The sequence below is a fragment of the Tepiditoga spiralis genome, assembly GCF_014701195.1.
Lineage (GTDB): Bacteria > Thermotogota > Thermotogae > Petrotogales > Petrotogaceae > Tepiditoga > Tepiditoga spiralis.
In genome coordinates this window covers 1,337,205-1,351,715 of sequence record NZ_AP018712.1, presented here as the reverse complement: position 1 = coordinate 1,351,715, position 14,511 = coordinate 1,337,205, and the positions used below count along the sequence as shown (strand labels likewise).

The 14,511-nt window shown below is 25.9% G+C and carries 16 protein-coding genes; 4 read left to right on the top strand and 12 right to left on the bottom strand.

What is annotated here, in order from left to right; translation table 11 throughout:
• Positions 1-18 precede the first annotated feature (18 nt).
• The 4 genes from IGS63_RS06325 to IGS63_RS06310 are packed head-to-tail and all read left to right on the top strand — an operon-like array spanning position 19 to position 3,419.
• A complete protein-coding gene (locus IGS63_RS06325) occupies positions 19-768 on the top strand; it encodes a diguanylate cyclase domain-containing protein (protein WP_190613429.1) in 750 nt (249 codons plus the stop codon).
• A 13-nt stretch (positions 769-781) separates the two neighbouring features.
• The gene (locus IGS63_RS06320; RefSeq protein WP_190613427.1) at positions 782-1,396 is read left to right on the top strand and encodes a hypothetical protein; all 615 of its coding nucleotides are present in this window, start codon (positions 782-784) and stop codon (positions 1,394-1,396) included.
• Positions 1,393-2,322, top strand: a complete 930-nt coding sequence (locus tag IGS63_RS06315) for an enolase C-terminal domain-like protein (RefSeq protein ID WP_190613426.1) — start codon at positions 1,393-1,395, stop codon at positions 2,320-2,322. Before IGS63_RS06320 ends, IGS63_RS06315 begins: the two co-directional genes overlap by 4 nt.
• Positions 2,323-2,339: 17 nt before the next feature.
• Positions 2,340-3,419: an alanyl-tRNA editing protein gene (locus IGS63_RS06310; protein WP_190613425.1), complete on the top strand. Its 1,080-nt coding sequence runs from the start codon at positions 2,340-2,342 to the stop codon at positions 3,417-3,419.
• Positions 3,420-3,430: 11 nt separating this feature from the next.
• Here the strand turns inward: IGS63_RS06310 and IGS63_RS06305 are convergent, their stop codons facing one another.
• The 12 genes from IGS63_RS06305 to IGS63_RS06250 form a co-directional block, all read right to left on the bottom strand.
• Positions 3,431-3,835 carry a hypothetical protein gene (locus IGS63_RS06305; protein ID WP_190613424.1) on the bottom strand — a complete coding sequence of 135 codons (405 nt, stop codon included), beginning with the start codon at positions 3,833-3,835 and terminating at the stop codon, positions 3,431-3,433.
• A gap of 110 nt (positions 3,836-3,945) precedes the next feature.
• Positions 3,946-5,151 carry an ammonium transporter gene (locus IGS63_RS06300; protein WP_190613423.1) on the bottom strand — a complete coding sequence of 402 codons (1,206 nt, stop codon included), beginning with the start codon at positions 5,149-5,151 and terminating at the stop codon, positions 3,946-3,948.
• 183 nt (positions 5,152-5,334) lie between these two features.
• Positions 5,335-5,913, bottom strand: coding sequence for an RdgB/HAM1 family non-canonical purine NTP pyrophosphatase (gene rdgB, locus IGS63_RS06295; protein ID WP_190613422.1), 579 nt, complete (start codon positions 5,911-5,913; stop codon positions 5,335-5,337).
• Positions 5,910-6,542, bottom strand: coding sequence for a ribulose-phosphate 3-epimerase (rpe, locus tag IGS63_RS06290; protein WP_190613421.1), 633 nt, complete (start codon positions 6,540-6,542; stop codon positions 5,910-5,912). Before rpe ends, rdgB begins: the two co-directional genes overlap by 4 nt.
• On the bottom strand, positions 6,536-7,438 hold the full coding sequence (gene rsgA, locus IGS63_RS06285; RefSeq protein WP_190613420.1) for a ribosome small subunit-dependent GTPase A: 903 nt from the start codon (positions 7,436-7,438) through the stop codon (positions 6,536-6,538). Before rsgA ends, rpe begins: the two co-directional genes overlap by 7 nt.
• Positions 7,435-7,938 carry a PASTA domain-containing protein gene (locus IGS63_RS06280; RefSeq protein WP_190613419.1) on the bottom strand — a complete coding sequence of 168 codons (504 nt, stop codon included), beginning with the start codon at positions 7,936-7,938 and terminating at the stop codon, positions 7,435-7,437. The genes rsgA and IGS63_RS06280 overlap by 4 nt, the downstream gene beginning before the upstream one ends.
• Before the next feature lie 12 nt (positions 7,939-7,950).
• Complete coding sequence (gene rlmN / locus IGS63_RS06275; RefSeq protein WP_190613417.1) at positions 7,951-8,982, bottom strand: dual-specificity RNA methyltransferase RlmN; 1,032 nt, start codon at positions 8,980-8,982, stop codon at positions 7,951-7,953.
• An 18-nt stretch (positions 8,983-9,000) separates the two neighbouring features.
• A complete protein-coding gene (locus tag IGS63_RS06270) occupies positions 9,001-10,272 on the bottom strand; it encodes a transcription antitermination factor NusB (RefSeq protein WP_190613415.1) in 1,272 nt (423 codons plus the stop codon).
• Between the two features lies 1 nt (position 10,273).
• Entirely contained in the window at positions 10,274-10,948 is a 675-nt protein-coding gene (locus IGS63_RS06265) for a zinc metallopeptidase (protein ID WP_190613413.1), read from the bottom strand.
• Positions 10,949-10,962: 14 nt separating this feature from the next.
• The gene (locus tag IGS63_RS06260; RefSeq protein WP_190613412.1) at positions 10,963-12,144 is read right to left on the bottom strand and encodes a class I SAM-dependent rRNA methyltransferase; all 1,182 of its coding nucleotides are present in this window, start codon (positions 12,142-12,144) and stop codon (positions 10,963-10,965) included.
• Positions 12,141-13,235, bottom strand: coding sequence for an iron-containing alcohol dehydrogenase family protein (locus IGS63_RS06255; RefSeq protein WP_190613410.1), 1,095 nt, complete (start codon positions 13,233-13,235; stop codon positions 12,141-12,143). The genes IGS63_RS06260 and IGS63_RS06255 overlap by 4 nt, the downstream gene beginning before the upstream one ends.
• Before the next feature lie 609 nt (positions 13,236-13,844).
• Positions 13,845-14,306, bottom strand: coding sequence for a ferritin (locus IGS63_RS06250; RefSeq protein ID WP_269777955.1), 462 nt, complete (start codon positions 14,304-14,306; stop codon positions 13,845-13,847).
• Between the last annotated feature and the right edge of the window lie 205 nt (positions 14,307-14,511).

The following is a 14,511-nucleotide window of genomic DNA, read 5'->3' as shown; positions in this document are numbered from 1 at the left end:
AACAAAAAGGGGGTACTTATGAATTCTATATATTCTGTATATTTAAATACAAAAAATTTAATTTTAAAAGAAAAAATTGAATTACTTTTAAGAAGTAATAACATTGATGTGGAGTTTGAAGATATATTTAATTCTGATTTTGCTATTGTTGATAATGTTTTAAGATATGCTTTTCCACATATTGCTATTATTGATAATGTAAAATCTTTAGAAAATTTACCTATTTTAAAAAATGAAACAATAGATTTTATATTAGAAGATTATTCAGAAAAAATTTTAAAATTAAAACTTCAAAATGCAATTTATTTTGTTTTGGCACGTGGAAGTAGAGGAGCATTTAAACAAAGAGTTTTAAAAGAATTAGATAAAATAAAAAGAAGTGGCGGTTCTTTTTCTCTTGCCGTAATATCTATACTAGACTTCAACGAACGGGAAAAACAAATTTCACAATTTTCATTAGATGAAGTTTCAAAAGAAATTTTAAAATTAATAAAATTATCTATGCGTAAATCTGATGATGTATTAAAGATTTCAAGAAAAGAGTTTGGAGTAGTATTACCTTTTACAGAACTCAGAAATACAGAAACAGCCTGTGAAAGAATAAAAAGGAGAATCAAAAAATTAGAAAAAAATTTAAGAGGAATAAAACTAGCATTTGGAATTACAGAAGTTGTTAATCCAAATGAAAGTATAGAAACAATAATGGAAAGATTAAAAAAAGCACTTTACATATCTGAAGGAAATAGAGGAGAAATATCATTTTTATAATGGGAGGCACAATATGTTTCAAATAAATTTATTTTTAAGTCATTTAATTAGTGATTTTGCTTTTTCTGATGTTTACTCAAAAGATTTTTTAGACAAAAAAAATTATTATAAACACATGATTTGGGCTGCAGTAGTGTTTTTTATTTTCAATTTTGATACAAATAATTTAGGAAAATTATTTGCAGTTTTAGCCTTTTTAATTCATGTTGCTTTAGATTTTTTCAGAATAAAAAAAGGAAGCACTTTACTTTTTGAAACAATTAGTTCATTATCATTTTTAATACTTTCAATACCTATGAATAATTATTATTTAGATTCTTATATATCAAATCCATTTCAAATATATATTCTTGGATTATTAATAACAACTAGTATAGGAAGTTATATTTTTAGAACTTTTAATATACTTCCAAAAGGGAAAAAAGATACTACTGGTACATCAGAAAGACTTGCAGTTTTTATATTTATAATGGCACATCAATATATTTTAGCATTAATTGCAATAATTGCTGGAATAATATATAAAATGCTATTTGAAAAAAGAAAAGATAAAGAAATTATTTACTCAATTATCTATGGTACAGCACTTTCATTTATTTGGATGTTAATAATGGGAGGGTTAAAATGAAACGTGAAAGAGATGTTTATTATTGGCAAGAGCGTAGCATTTTAAAAAATTTAAATTCAGAATGGAAAGAACATATTGTTTTTAAAATAATAGATAAAGATGGATATGAAGGTATTGGAGCAGCCACTCCAGAATCTTTGTATGGTGAAACATTTAAAACAACAATGGCAGTAATTGAATTACTTAGAAGATTAACAGAAAATTTTAAAGATCTTGGTAATTTATATGACTTTGAAGAACAAATGAATAACTTAGTAAAAAAAGATATGGCATCTAAAACAGCAGTTTCTCTTTCAATATGTGATTATATAAATAATAAAAAAAGTTTAGATATTTCTAAAATGTTTTTTAAAAAACAAAAAGCTGAAAATACTACTCTTCAAAAAATTTTTTGGAAAAAAGATTTAAATATATTAAATATTATAAACAAAAAAAATATAAAAATTGAATTTTTAGAAAAACCATCTTATAAAGATGTATTAGAAACATTAAAACTTTGTGGTAATAAAAATTTATGGTTAGATTTTAGAGGAAAATATAATCATTATGAACTAAGAAAGTTATTAAAAGAAATATATACTTATAACATAATAGCTATTGAACAACCTGTTCCTCCAGGAAGAGAATATCATGTTTCTGACTTTGCTCTGGATTATGCCATATTTTGGGATGAATCTATTGAAAAAATGGAAGATATTTTAAGAATAAATAATATTGGAACAGGTTTTGTATTAGATATAACAAAATTTGGAGGAATATTAAATATAAAAAAAGCACTTGAACTTTCAAATTTAATTGGAGCTGAAACTATGCTTTCAACAAGAATAGAACATCCACAAAACTTAAAATGGTCTAAAAAAATTGAAAATTCATTTGATTTTATTGATATTGATATAAATCATTATATAGAAAAAACTTCAAAATAAGTGAGGAAGTGATAATTTTGACTATAAATATATTAGAAACTATAAAATATAATGATATTTATAAAATCAAAGTTGAGAATTTTCCATTTTATCCAGATGGAAAAGGCGGACAACTTGGAGATAGAGGAACTATAAAAGATGCAAATATAATAGAGGTATTAAAGGATTATATATTAATTGACAAAGAGTTAAAACCAGGATCATATGAATATAATATTGACTTAAAAAACAGAATAGATATTGCACAACAACACACTGCACAACATATTATATCTGCTTCTTTTGAACAAAAATACAACTATGAAACTAAAGGATTTCACATGAGTAAAAACTATACAACCGTAGATATTGATTGTTCAAATCTTAGTGATGAAAAAATTAAAAATATAGAAGATCTTTCTAATAATATTATTCAAAAACATATAGAAGTTGAAAAAATATTAATTGAAAAATCTGAAATAGAAAAATATAAATTGAGAAAACCTTTAAGTAGTAAAGTAACAGGAAAAGTAAGATTAATAAAAATTGGTGATTTTGATATTAATCCTTGTGGTGGTTTTCATGTCAATAATACTGCAGAAATAGGACTAATCAAAATAATAAATAAAGAAAAAATAAAAGGTAATTTAACAAGAATTTATTATGTAGCTGGGAAAAGAGCCTTAAATGATTATAATTATAAAAACACTCTATTAAAATCATTATCTATAAACTTAACAACTTCTATTGAATCCTTAAATGAAAGAATCAAAAGTTTATTAGAAGAAAAAAAGGAATTAAAAAAAGATTTAAAAAAACTCAGTGAAGAACATGCCAAATTATTATCTGAATTTTTAATAAAAAATTCTAAAGACAATATTATTGTATATGAAGAAAATAATGATGTTGCTAAAAATTTAATAAAATACTTCAAAGACTTCACTTATATCTTTGGTAAAGATGGAGAGTATACTATTACTTCAAATACTATTGACTGTAAAGAACTATCAAAAAATATTATTCAAAAATATGATGTAAAAGGTGGAGGAAATAAAGTTAGAGCTAATTTAAAAGGTAATATAATTATTGAGAACATACTTAATATATTAAAAAAATAGAGCTTAAAGCTCTATTTTTTTAATATGAAAACAACTTTTTCAGATTCTATTTCTTCAATGAAGTTTATATGATTTTGTTTTAAAAATCTCTTATATTGATTTATCATTTCGTGCATTACCGAATTATAAAACCAATGTTTTTCATCATCTTTTTTATTAATTAAAACTAAAACTTTTTCAGAAAATTCTTCCATAATTTTTAAAACATGTTCTTTGTCAGGGTTATAAGAAATATAAACATCAAAATCATCTTTTACATCAACTACTTTTAATAACTGTATTCTATACTCCTTAGTAACATTAAAATCAATGTACTCTATTCCATCATAAGGTAGAGTTTGATAAATTTTATACTTTGTTTCATCCGAAACTTCAAAAATATCAAAAGGTTCTCCTTCTTTTTTCGCAAAAATCATAAGTATCCCTCCTTTTTTTAAACACACCCTCACACTATAATTATAACACATTTTTAACCTAATAATAAAACGCCCACAAATCTTGTGAGCGTTTTATTGTTTTTATTAATTTATATATAAGCATCTTCTCCATGTAAGCTTTCATCAAGATGTTCTTGTTCTTGTTTCTTTACTGTTACTGGAGTAAATTTATTGATTATTATAAGCATTATATATGTAAATACAAATGCATAAACAGCTGCAAATACTGCTGCAATTATTTCTTTCATAAAAAATCCTGCTCCCCCATAAAAGAGTCCATTAGCTCCATTAGGATTTACGCTTTTGGTTGCAAAGAGTCCCAAGAAAATAACACCCATGAAACCTCCCATTCCATGAACTCCCCAAACATCCAAGGCATCATCCCAATCTCTTTTTACTTTAACTTCAACAGCAAGATAGCAAACTATTCCAGCTAATATACCTATTAAAGCAGCAACAGGTAAGGTTACAAAACCTGCAGCTGGTGTTATTGTTGCAAGTCCTGCAACTGCACCAGTTAAGAATCCAAGGAATTTTGGTTTTCTTGCTCTTTTCCAGTCAATTATTAACCATGTTATTGAAGCAAAAGATGCTGCAATATCTGTATTTAAAAATGCAATTGAAGTTATTTCATCAACCTTTAATTCACTACCTGCATTAAATCCATACCATCCAAACCATAATAAAGCAGTTCCAAGTGCAACAAGTGGTATACTGTGTGGTTCCATTTTTCTATTTTTCCTTTTACCAACATAAAGTACAGAAGCCAATGCTGCAAATCCAGCGGTTGTATGAACAACAATTCCACCAGCAAAATCAAGAACTCCCCAATTTTGAAGGAATCCTCCGCCCCATACCATATGTGTAAATGGGTAATAAACTAATAATTGCCAAAATACTAAAAATACTAAATAAGCCTTGAATTTAACCCTATCAGCGAATGCTCCTGTAATCAAAGCTGGTGTAATTATAGCAAACATCATTTGATATGCTATAAATACTATAATTGGAATATTATCATTTACAGAAAAAACATCTGTTACTTTTATTCCGTGTAAAAAAGCATGATTTAAATTACCTATAATTCCCCAAACGTCTCCACTAAAGCTCAAAGAATATCCAACAGCAAACCACATAATTGTAGTTACACCAAGCGAAACAAAGCTTTGCATCATAATACTTAATGTATTTTTTCTTCCAACAAGTCCACCATAAAAAAAGGCAAGACCAGGAGTCATTAACATGACAAGACTTGTTGCAAGAAGCATAAATGCAGTGTTCCCAGTATTAAACATAATTCATTCCTCCCTCTATAATTTTTAAAAACACAAGATTGATAATAACATATTACATATCTTTTGTCAAACCCAAATATATACATTTAAATCAAAATAATTAAAAAAATCATAAATTTAAAAACTGTATATACATAAACACACATAATTAAAAAGTAGTATTAACTATAGTTAATACTACTTTCATATAATTTTATTCAATATATTAAATAAACCATTAAATGCACGAGCTCTATGACTTATTTCTTTTTTTACATTATTCCCAAGAATTCCAAATGTTTCACTATATCCATCTGGTATAAAAAATGGATCGTATCCAAATCCTTCATGACCCCGTATTACTTCAGAGATCTTTCCATATACTCTTCCTTCATATGAAATCAATTGATTAGTCATTGGATTATAATAAGTCGCTGCACACGCAAAATAAGCCTTTCTATCTTTTCCTTCTAACATTTTAAAAATTGCTTTCATTTTTTCTTCATATGTACGTCCTTCCATAAACCTTGAAGATTTTATTCCAGGAAATCCATCTAATGATTCTATACAAAGTCCCGAATCATCTGCTAAAACTATTTTTTTTATTTTATTTCCACCAGTAACTGCTTTTATTACTGAATTTTCAATAAAAGTGCTACCAGTTTCTTCTGGATTAAATTCGTTAAACAAATCAGATATTGGAGATACTTCTATCCAATTTGGAGAAATATAATTTAATTCTTCAACTTTATGTTTATTTGAAGTAGCTAAAAAAGCTTTCATAATATATCCCTCATTTCTTTTATTGCTTTATTTGGATCAGAAGTTTTAAAAACAGCAGATCCAACAACAAAGGACGATGCTCCTGCTTTTACTAATTTATCTATATTATTTGGATTAACTCCACCATCAATCATTATTTCTACATTTGAATTCATATCTTTTAATTTTCTTATTTTATTATAAGTTGTTTCTATAAATTTTTGGCCACCAAATCCAGGATTAACACTCATTATAAGCACCTTATCTAAATATGGTAAAATTTCTTCTAAAAGTGATACTGGTGTATGAGGATTTAAAGAAACTCCAGCTTCACAATCAAACTTTTTTATTTGAGAAATAGTTCTATGAAGATGTGTTGTTGCTTCATAATGAACTGTTATAGAATCAGAAACTTTTGAAAATCTTTCTATATAATTGTCTGGTTCTACTATCATTAAATGTGTATCAAAATATTTATTTGTTATTTTCCTCAATGACTCTAAAACAGGAAAACCAAAAGATATGTTTGGAACAAATCTACCATCCATTATATCCATGTGAAATCCATCTACATTATTTTCAACATTTTTTAAATCTTTTTCAAGATTAGCAAAGTTTGCAGCGAGTATTGACGGAAATATTTTTACCATCTTTTATCACCTCTTTTTTTTAATTCTTCATAAATAAATACATAATCTTCATATCGACTCGAAGCAATTTCTCCCATTTCATATTTTTCTTTTATCATACAGTATGGTTCTACCGTATGAGAACAATCTGAAAAACCACAATAAGGAGAAAATTCTAAAAATTCTATAAAATAATCTCTTATTTCATCTTTATTAAAACCTCTTAACTCTAAATTTGAAAAACCTGGTGTATCTGCTATAAATCCACCAAAATCAAAGTGAAGAAGTTCTGTATAAGTTGTTGTATGTTTCCCTCTTTTTAATTTATCTGATATTTCTCCAACTCTTAATTTTAAACCAGTATTTATACTATTTAACAAACTTGATTTTCCAACACCAGACATACCAGCCATAGTACTTATCTTATCTTTAAAAATTATCTTTAATTTATCTATATTTTCTCCTGTAACTGAAGAAACAGGAAGAGTTGTATATAATGGCGAATAGGTGTCAAGAAATAATTGTAATAATTCTTTTTCTTCAGAAGTCTGTAGTAAATCAACTTTATTTACTACAATAGCACAGTCTATACCCATTTTTTCAACTTGAATTAAAAATTTATCTACAATTAAAGCATCTACAAATGGATTTTTTAATGTAGTAACTAAAATTGCTTGATCAACATTAGCAATTTTAGGTCTATATAAGTTATTTTTTCTTGGAAGAATATTTTCTATTTTCCCATATTCTTCTTGTTCATTTAAAGTATATTCTACATAATCTCCAACTATGGGTCTTATTTTTTGTTTTTTAAATTTACCTCTAAGAACACATTCTTCTCTTTTCTTTGTTTTTGTATTCATAATTGAAACAGTATTAGAATGAAATCTCATAACAATTCCTTTTTCCCAATTCATTCATTCACACCCTCATAAATACCTATATTTATTTTAACTTTATTTTCACCATAAGTTTTTCCAGGTTCTGGTTCTGTTGAAATAACAATTCCATTATTTCTTTTTTGATATGTTTTTATCTTTTGTATTATATATGGTATCTTATATTCAATTAAAAACTGCTCTGCAACTTCACCTGGTATTCCAATTAAATCTGGTACTTTTTGTTTTTCAATATTTCTAAGCTGTACTATAATATGATGCCCTTCTTTTACTTTAGATCCAGGTCCTGGTTCAGTATATAAAACCTTATTACCTGTACCTTCTATATTTGGTTGAAGGTGTTTTTCTTTTAATGCTTTAATGGCTATATCCTCTGATTCTCCTATTATATAAGGAACTTCTACAACTTTAGCAGAGTTTACCCATACAGTCATAAACAGAAAAGCAGCTACTGCTGCTACAAAACAACCAGATAAGAAAAAAAATATTGATTTAATAATTTTCAAAAATAAGTTCATTTAAAAAACACCTCATTTTTTTTCATTTCGTCTTCTAAGCTGTCCACAAGCTGCATCTATATCAGTACCTTTTTCTGCTCTTATTGTAACATCAATACCATTTTCAATTAAAATTTTAGCAAATTGATCTATAAATTTTTTTGATGGTCTTTCATATCCTGCTGGATTAGGATTAACTGGTATTAAATTAACCATCACTTTTAAATCTTGTATTAATTTTGCAAGTTCTCTTGCATTTTCTTCTGAATCATTCAATCCTCTTATCATTATATATTCCATAGTAACTCTTTTATTTGTTTTTTCTTGATAATCTTTACATCCTTGAATTACTTGTTCAATTGGATATTTATTGTTTATAGGCATAATTTTATCTCTTATTTCATTGTTTGGTGCATGTAATGAAACAGAAAGCCTTACTTCTATTGGTAAATCACCTAATTCTTCTATTTTTTCTACTATACCAGAAGTTGAAACAGTTATGTGTCTTCCACCAAGACATTTCATTTTTTTATCATTTAAAATTTTTATACTTTTAATTACATTATCATAATTTAAAAATGGTTCACCCATTCCCATATAAACTATATTATTTATGTTTATATTTTTTACTTCTTCCATTGCAAGTATTTGAGAAACTATTTCTCCTGCTGTCATATCTCTTACAAATCCAGAAGCTCCTGTTGAACAAAATTTACATTTTAATGCACAACCAACTTGTGTAGAAATACATGCAGAAACTCTATTAGGATAAAATAAAATTACTGATTCAACAGTACTCCCATCTTCAAGTTCAAATAAAAATTTTGTAGTTCCATCAATTTTAGATTCTTGTACTGCCTTTATTTCTGGTATTCCTATATACAAATTCTCATTTAATAAATATCTATCATCTTTTGAAATATTCTTCATATTATCAAATTCATAAATATGTTTTTTATAAATCCAATCAGCTATTTGAGTAGCTCTAAATTTTTTCATTTCCAACTTTTGAGTTATATAACCTTCTAATTCTTCAAAAGTAAAATCCAATACATTTTTTTTCATTTTTTCCTCCTAATTTTTCTATCTAACCTTATATTTACAAATATAAAAAGGTATTAAAGTATCATCTGGAATTATATAATATCCGTATCCATCATAGTAATATTTTACATTCATATTTTTTAACTCTTTTGAAAAATCAATAAATTCAACATTATAATTTTTTGATATCCATTTCATATTATCAGTATTTTCTTCTTTAAAAATTGTACACGTTGAATAAATAACTTTTCCATCTTTTTTTATCAAATTAAAAGAGTTTTTTATTATTTCTCTTTGTATCTTCTGATAATTTAAAGTATCTTTTTTATTTGTTCTTAAAATAACTTCTGGATGTATTGATGAAGTTCCTATTGAAGAACATGGAACATCCATTAATATTTTATCAAACTTTATACTTGATTTATATTCTGAAGCAGAAATTAATTCTGTACTTGTATTAAGAATACCAAGTCTTTTTATATTTTCTGAAACCATTGAAATTCTATCAAAATCATTATCTAAAGCTATTATTTTACCTTTATTATTCATCAATTGAGAAATAAAGGTTGTTTTTCCTCCTGGTGCTGAACACATATCTAAAATCATATCATTTTCATTTGGATTCATAATTATTGGAACGAGTTGAGAAGATTCATTTTGAATATAAAAATATCCATTTTTATATTCATTAGAATATTCTGGCACTTCATTTAAATTTAAAACTTCTATTGCATAAGAACTATGAATAGTTTCAGCCACATCCCATTTTTTATCTTGCAATAGTTTACTTAACTCTTTTCTATTTGTTTTTAATGTATTAACTCTTAAAACAAGATTTGAAGGATAAATATGTTTTTCTAATATTTCTTTATAAAAAGAATAATTCTTTTTTATATAATCGTAAATCCACTTTGGATACGAATACTTTATGTTTTCTGGAAATTCCATACTTTCAATTTCTCTAATGCACTTTCTTAAAACTGCATTTATAAATCCTTTTAATTTTTTATTTTTTGCAAGTTCAACCGTTTCATAAACAACTGCATGTTCATCATATCCAGCTAATAATTGATAAACACCCAGCCTTAAAATTGTTTTTGAGGCTGGTGTGTTTTTATTAAAGTTTTTTACAAATTTTGAAAGGATATAATCTATTTTAGTTAAATTTCTTATAGTTCCCCAAACCATTCCTTTTAATTCTCTTATTTGTAAGTCATTTAAAATATCTTTCGCAATATTTATATCTTCAATAGAAACTTTATATCTTTTATCAAACTTTTTTAAAATTTTAAAAGCTATACTTCTTACCATACTAATCTCTTCTCGATAAAAGTATCATTCTAATTAATTGTAATATTGCAACTGCTGCTGCTGCAACATATGTCATAGCTGCAGAAGTTAAAACACTTTTTACCATTGAAACTTCACTATTTGGCATTCCTAACATTGGTAGTTGCTTTAAAGCTCTTCTACTTGCATCAAATTCTACTGGTAAAGTTATTAATGTAAAAGCAACAACAAAAGAAAACAATATTATTCCTATATTCAATAATAACGGAGCATTAAATATGAAACCTCCAAAAAATATTAACCACGATAAGTTAGAACCAAAGTTTGCCATAGGTACAACTGCACTTCTTAAAGCAAGCGGTTTATATCCTTTTGAATGTTGAATTGCATGTCCAACTTCATGAGCTGCAACACCTATTGCAGCAACTGATTTATTGTTGTATGTTGCATTTGATAATCTCAAAATTTTTGATGTTGGATCATAATGATCGCTCAAATATCCATTAACATTTTCTATTTTTACATCAAAAAGTCCCATAGAATCTAACATTCTTCTTGCAAAAGATGCGCCACTTTCACCCATTGTAGACATTTTTCTTGAATATTTATTAAAAGTACTCTTTACTTTCATTTGAGCTATTACAGAAAAAATAAATGCTGGTATTAATAATATAAGTGTTGAATCATAAAAAAACATCTTTTAAACACCTCCTAAAAATTATCGATATTTTCTACTTTTATTAGCATGTGTTTTAAATATTCTGTTTCTAAAATATTTAAATTTATTGGATGATCAGGAGATTGATAACCTCTAAAAATAACTTTTAAAATTTTTTTTGTATCTTCACCTGCTGAATAAATTATTTTTTTAAACTCTTCATCATAAATTATTTGAGTACACGAAGAAGTAGATAAAAAACCTCCACTTTTTGTTATCTTCATAGCTCTTAAATTTAATTCTTTATAACCTCTTATTGCACCATTTTTTACTTTTCTTGATTTAGCCATTGATGGTGGATCTATTATTGTAACATCATATAGTTTACCAATTGAATCTAATGTTCTTAAATAATCAAAAGTATTAGCATTTATTATTTCATATCTTGAACTATCAAAATTATTTATCTTCAAAGTTTGTTCAAGAACATATAATGATCTCTCTGAATAATCAACAAAAGTTACATGTTTAGCTCCAGCATTTAAACAATGAACACCAAAGTTTCCAGTATAGGTAAAAGCATCAAGAACAGTTTTATCCTTTGAATATTTTGCCGTTTCAAGAGCATTATTTCTTTGATCAAGGAAAAATCCAGTTTTTTGTCCTAAAGTGTCTGCAAAAAAAGTTATGCCATTTAAAGTAAAAGGAATTAATTCCGGACCACTTTTATATATCCATTTATTAGTCATTTCAAACTTTTCAATTTTAGAACTTCTCTCATCATCTTTTTCATAAATTCCTTTTGGATTTAATAATTCTATTAATGATTCAACTATATAATTTTTTCTTAAAAATATTCCCAAAGTATTAATTTGCATTGATATATAATCATCAAACTTATCTATTATTAAACCTGGGAGTCCATCGCTTTCTCCAAATATTAAGCGATAAGTATTACTGTTTGGATATATTAAATTTCTATAATTTAAAGCTTTTTCTATTTTATCTTTGAAAAACTCTTTATCTATTTCTACATTTTTCCTTGTTAAGATCCTAACTCTTATTAAAGAATTTTGATTGTAATAACCTTTCCCTAAAAAATTACTTCCTCTAAAAACAGAAACAATATCTCCTGGATTTGGATTACCTTCAACACTTTCTATTTCATTTTCATATATCCAAGGGTGACCATTAGCTACACGAGATTTAATATTTTTCTTTAATTTTACTATCATTCAAAAACCTCCAAATATAACTTTTTAATATCTTCTACTGTAAATGTAGCTGGTGTAACCTTTACATGAGAAGATTTAATAACTGTATTAGAAAAACTAATAATATCTTCTTCTTTTAATTTTGGTAAGTTATTAAAAATACCAACTTCATTTAAAAAGTTTTCAAAGTTTTCTAAACTTTCAAATACATTTTTTAATACATTTAATTTTTTTGGATTTTCTTTTTCTATTTTCTTTAAAACATTTGGTAAAAATATAGCTGTAGCAATACCATGTCTAACGCCATACTTAACAGTAACAGAATATCCAAGTGAGTGTGGTAAAGTTGTTCCTGTTTGAGCTATTACCATACCAGCAAGCATAGAAGCCTTTGATAAATTTTCTCTATATTTAATATTATCTAAATTATCCAAACTATTCATTAAATTCTCTTTTATTAATTTAATTGATTCTTTTGCCATTAAATCAGATATATCAGTTGCTTTTGTTGAAATACTACCTTCAACAGCATGGGATAAAGCATCTATTGCTGTAGTTAAAGTTAATGCTTTTGAAAGTTTCAACGTATATTTTGGATCAATAAAACAAACATCTGGAAAATTAACTTCGCTACTAAAACCAGCTTTTTTACCTTCCATAGAAGTTAAAACGGAATATTGAGTAACCTCACTTCCTGTTCCAGAAGTAGTTGGAACTTCAACAATTGGTAAAGCAACATCATAATCTCCATTGTATAATTCTTCTACAGATAAAAAATCATTTGCTATTAATATAGATATTGCTTTAGATGCATCCATTGGACTTCCACCGCCAATTCCTATTACAAAATCAACATTTTCATTTAATCCCACTTTTTTACCTTTTTCAATTAAATCATAAGTCGGATTTTCTTTAATTTCGTCAAAAATAACCCATTCTTTATTTAATTTTTTTAAAGCACTTAAAATATCTTCAAGAGCTCCACTAACTTTTGCAGAATTTTTACCAGTTACAATTAAAGCTTTATTACCAAGTTCATCAATATAATTAAAATTATCTTTTATTACATCATTACCAAAAAATATTCTTGTTGGATTAAAAAATGAAAACATTCTTTCTCCCCCTTTTTAAATATACCTTTCTATCGTACATTTTAACATATGTATGTTTAAAATATCTTACATTATTAAAAAAAAATAAACGCATATAAGTTAAAAAGAAATTTTTTATATCAGAATTAATTTTATACTTTGTTATTTCTTTTTAATTTTTTTATTTTAAAAAAAATTAATAAAATATAAAAAATTACTCAACTAAAGTTCTATTTAATATTATAATTTTAATGTAATAACTCATAAAATGCGTGAATGTAACGATGGAAAATAGCGAAAAAATAAAACATTCGCCGTTCAAATTTTCTAAAAAACGTATTTCGTTCTTTGTAATATTCACACATTTTGTAAGTTAATAATAAATTATAAAACAAAATCAAAAATTAGTGGAGGAATCATCGATAGAAAATAGAATACCTTTGTTAGGATAACGATTTTCTGAATCAAAAAAATAAAAAAAATTAAGATGCATGGCTCCTTTAGAATTTCAAAACCATACATCTATTCTTTATAATTAAAATCATAGTATGAATTCTCCCACAGCTAAAGCAATGGAGCTTCCTAATTCAACGACCATTGCATTAATAAAATGGGCTAAAGCCCATTTTATTATACTAGTGGTGTAAATACTCTTTTTGCAAGTTCTGAATCAAGCATAAAAAGAGGTTGAATATTGTCTTTAATCATAGATAGTCTATCCAATATTTCTTTAGCATTCTTTTCTTCTTCAACTTGTTCCATTATGAACCAATGAATAAAAGTTTCTGTTGGATAATCATTTTCTTCTCTTGCAACTTTAAAAATTTCATTTATTGATTTAGATATAAATTGTTCATGAGCATAAACATCATTAAAAGCATCAATAGGATTTTCCCAAGTTGTTTTTGGCTTTTCAATTTTTTCTAACTCTACATGTCCACCTCTTTCAACCAAATAATCAAAAAATTTAAATGCGTGTGCTTCTTCTTGAAACTGTATTCTCATCCAATTTGCAAAACCTGGTAAGTTTTGTTCTTCAAAGTAAGATGCCATAGCTAAGTACAAATAAGCTGAATAAAATTCTTTATTTATTTATTTGTTCGTTGAACATCTTCTCTATCTTTTCTGATAATGCCATAAAGTTCACCTCCGCAATATTTATGATTAATATAATTAACTTTTAAACCATTTTATTATTTCTTGAGCAACATACTCTCTTTTTATATCATTTACAAGAACATGATGGCTTTTTTCCAAAATTATTTTCTTTTTATTTTTAGAATTTATATTATTTTCT

Bases quoted from the DNA above. Each gene is read 5' to 3' on its own strand.
- rlmN (WP_190613417.1), bottom strand. From the start codon at position 8,982: ATGAAAAAAAATGTATTGGATTTTACTTTTGAAGAATTAGAAGGTTAT.
- IGS63_RS06305 (WP_190613424.1), bottom strand. From the start codon at position 3,835: ATGATTTTTGCGAAAAAAGAAGGAGAACCTTTTGATATTTTTGAAGTT.
- rdgB (WP_190613422.1), bottom strand. From the start codon at position 5,913: ATGAAAGCTTTTTTAGCTACTTCAAATAAACATAAAGTTGAAGAATTA.
- IGS63_RS06265 (WP_190613413.1), bottom strand. From the start codon at position 10,948: ATGTTTTTTTATGATTCAACACTTATATTATTAATACCAGCATTTATT.
- IGS63_RS06325 (WP_190613429.1), top strand. From the start codon at position 19: ATGAATTCTATATATTCTGTATATTTAAATACAAAAAATTTAATTTTA.
- IGS63_RS06315 (WP_190613426.1), top strand. From the start codon at position 1,393: ATGAAACGTGAAAGAGATGTTTATTATTGGCAAGAGCGTAGCATTTTA.
- rpe (WP_190613421.1), bottom strand. From the start codon at position 6,542: ATGGTAAAAATATTTCCGTCAATACTCGCTGCAAACTTTGCTAATCTT.
- IGS63_RS06255 (WP_190613410.1), bottom strand. From the start codon at position 13,235: ATGTTTTCATTTTTTAATCCAACAAGAATATTTTTTGGTAATGATGTA.
- IGS63_RS06270 (WP_190613415.1), bottom strand. From the start codon at position 10,272: ATGGTAAGAAGTATAGCTTTTAAAATTTTAAAAAAGTTTGATAAAAGA.
- IGS63_RS06300 (WP_190613423.1), bottom strand. From the start codon at position 5,151: ATGTTTAATACTGGGAACACTGCATTTATGCTTCTTGCAACAAGTCTT.
- IGS63_RS06260 (WP_190613412.1), bottom strand. From the start codon at position 12,144: ATGATAGTAAAATTAAAGAAAAATATTAAATCTCGTGTAGCTAATGGT.
- rsgA (WP_190613420.1), bottom strand. From the start codon at position 7,438: ATGAATTGGGAAAAAGGAATTGTTATGAGATTTCATTCTAATACTGTT.
- IGS63_RS06320 (WP_190613427.1), top strand. From the start codon at position 782: ATGTTTCAAATAAATTTATTTTTAAGTCATTTAATTAGTGATTTTGCT.
- IGS63_RS06280 (WP_190613419.1), bottom strand. From the start codon at position 7,938: ATGAACTTATTTTTGAAAATTATTAAATCAATATTTTTTTTCTTATCT.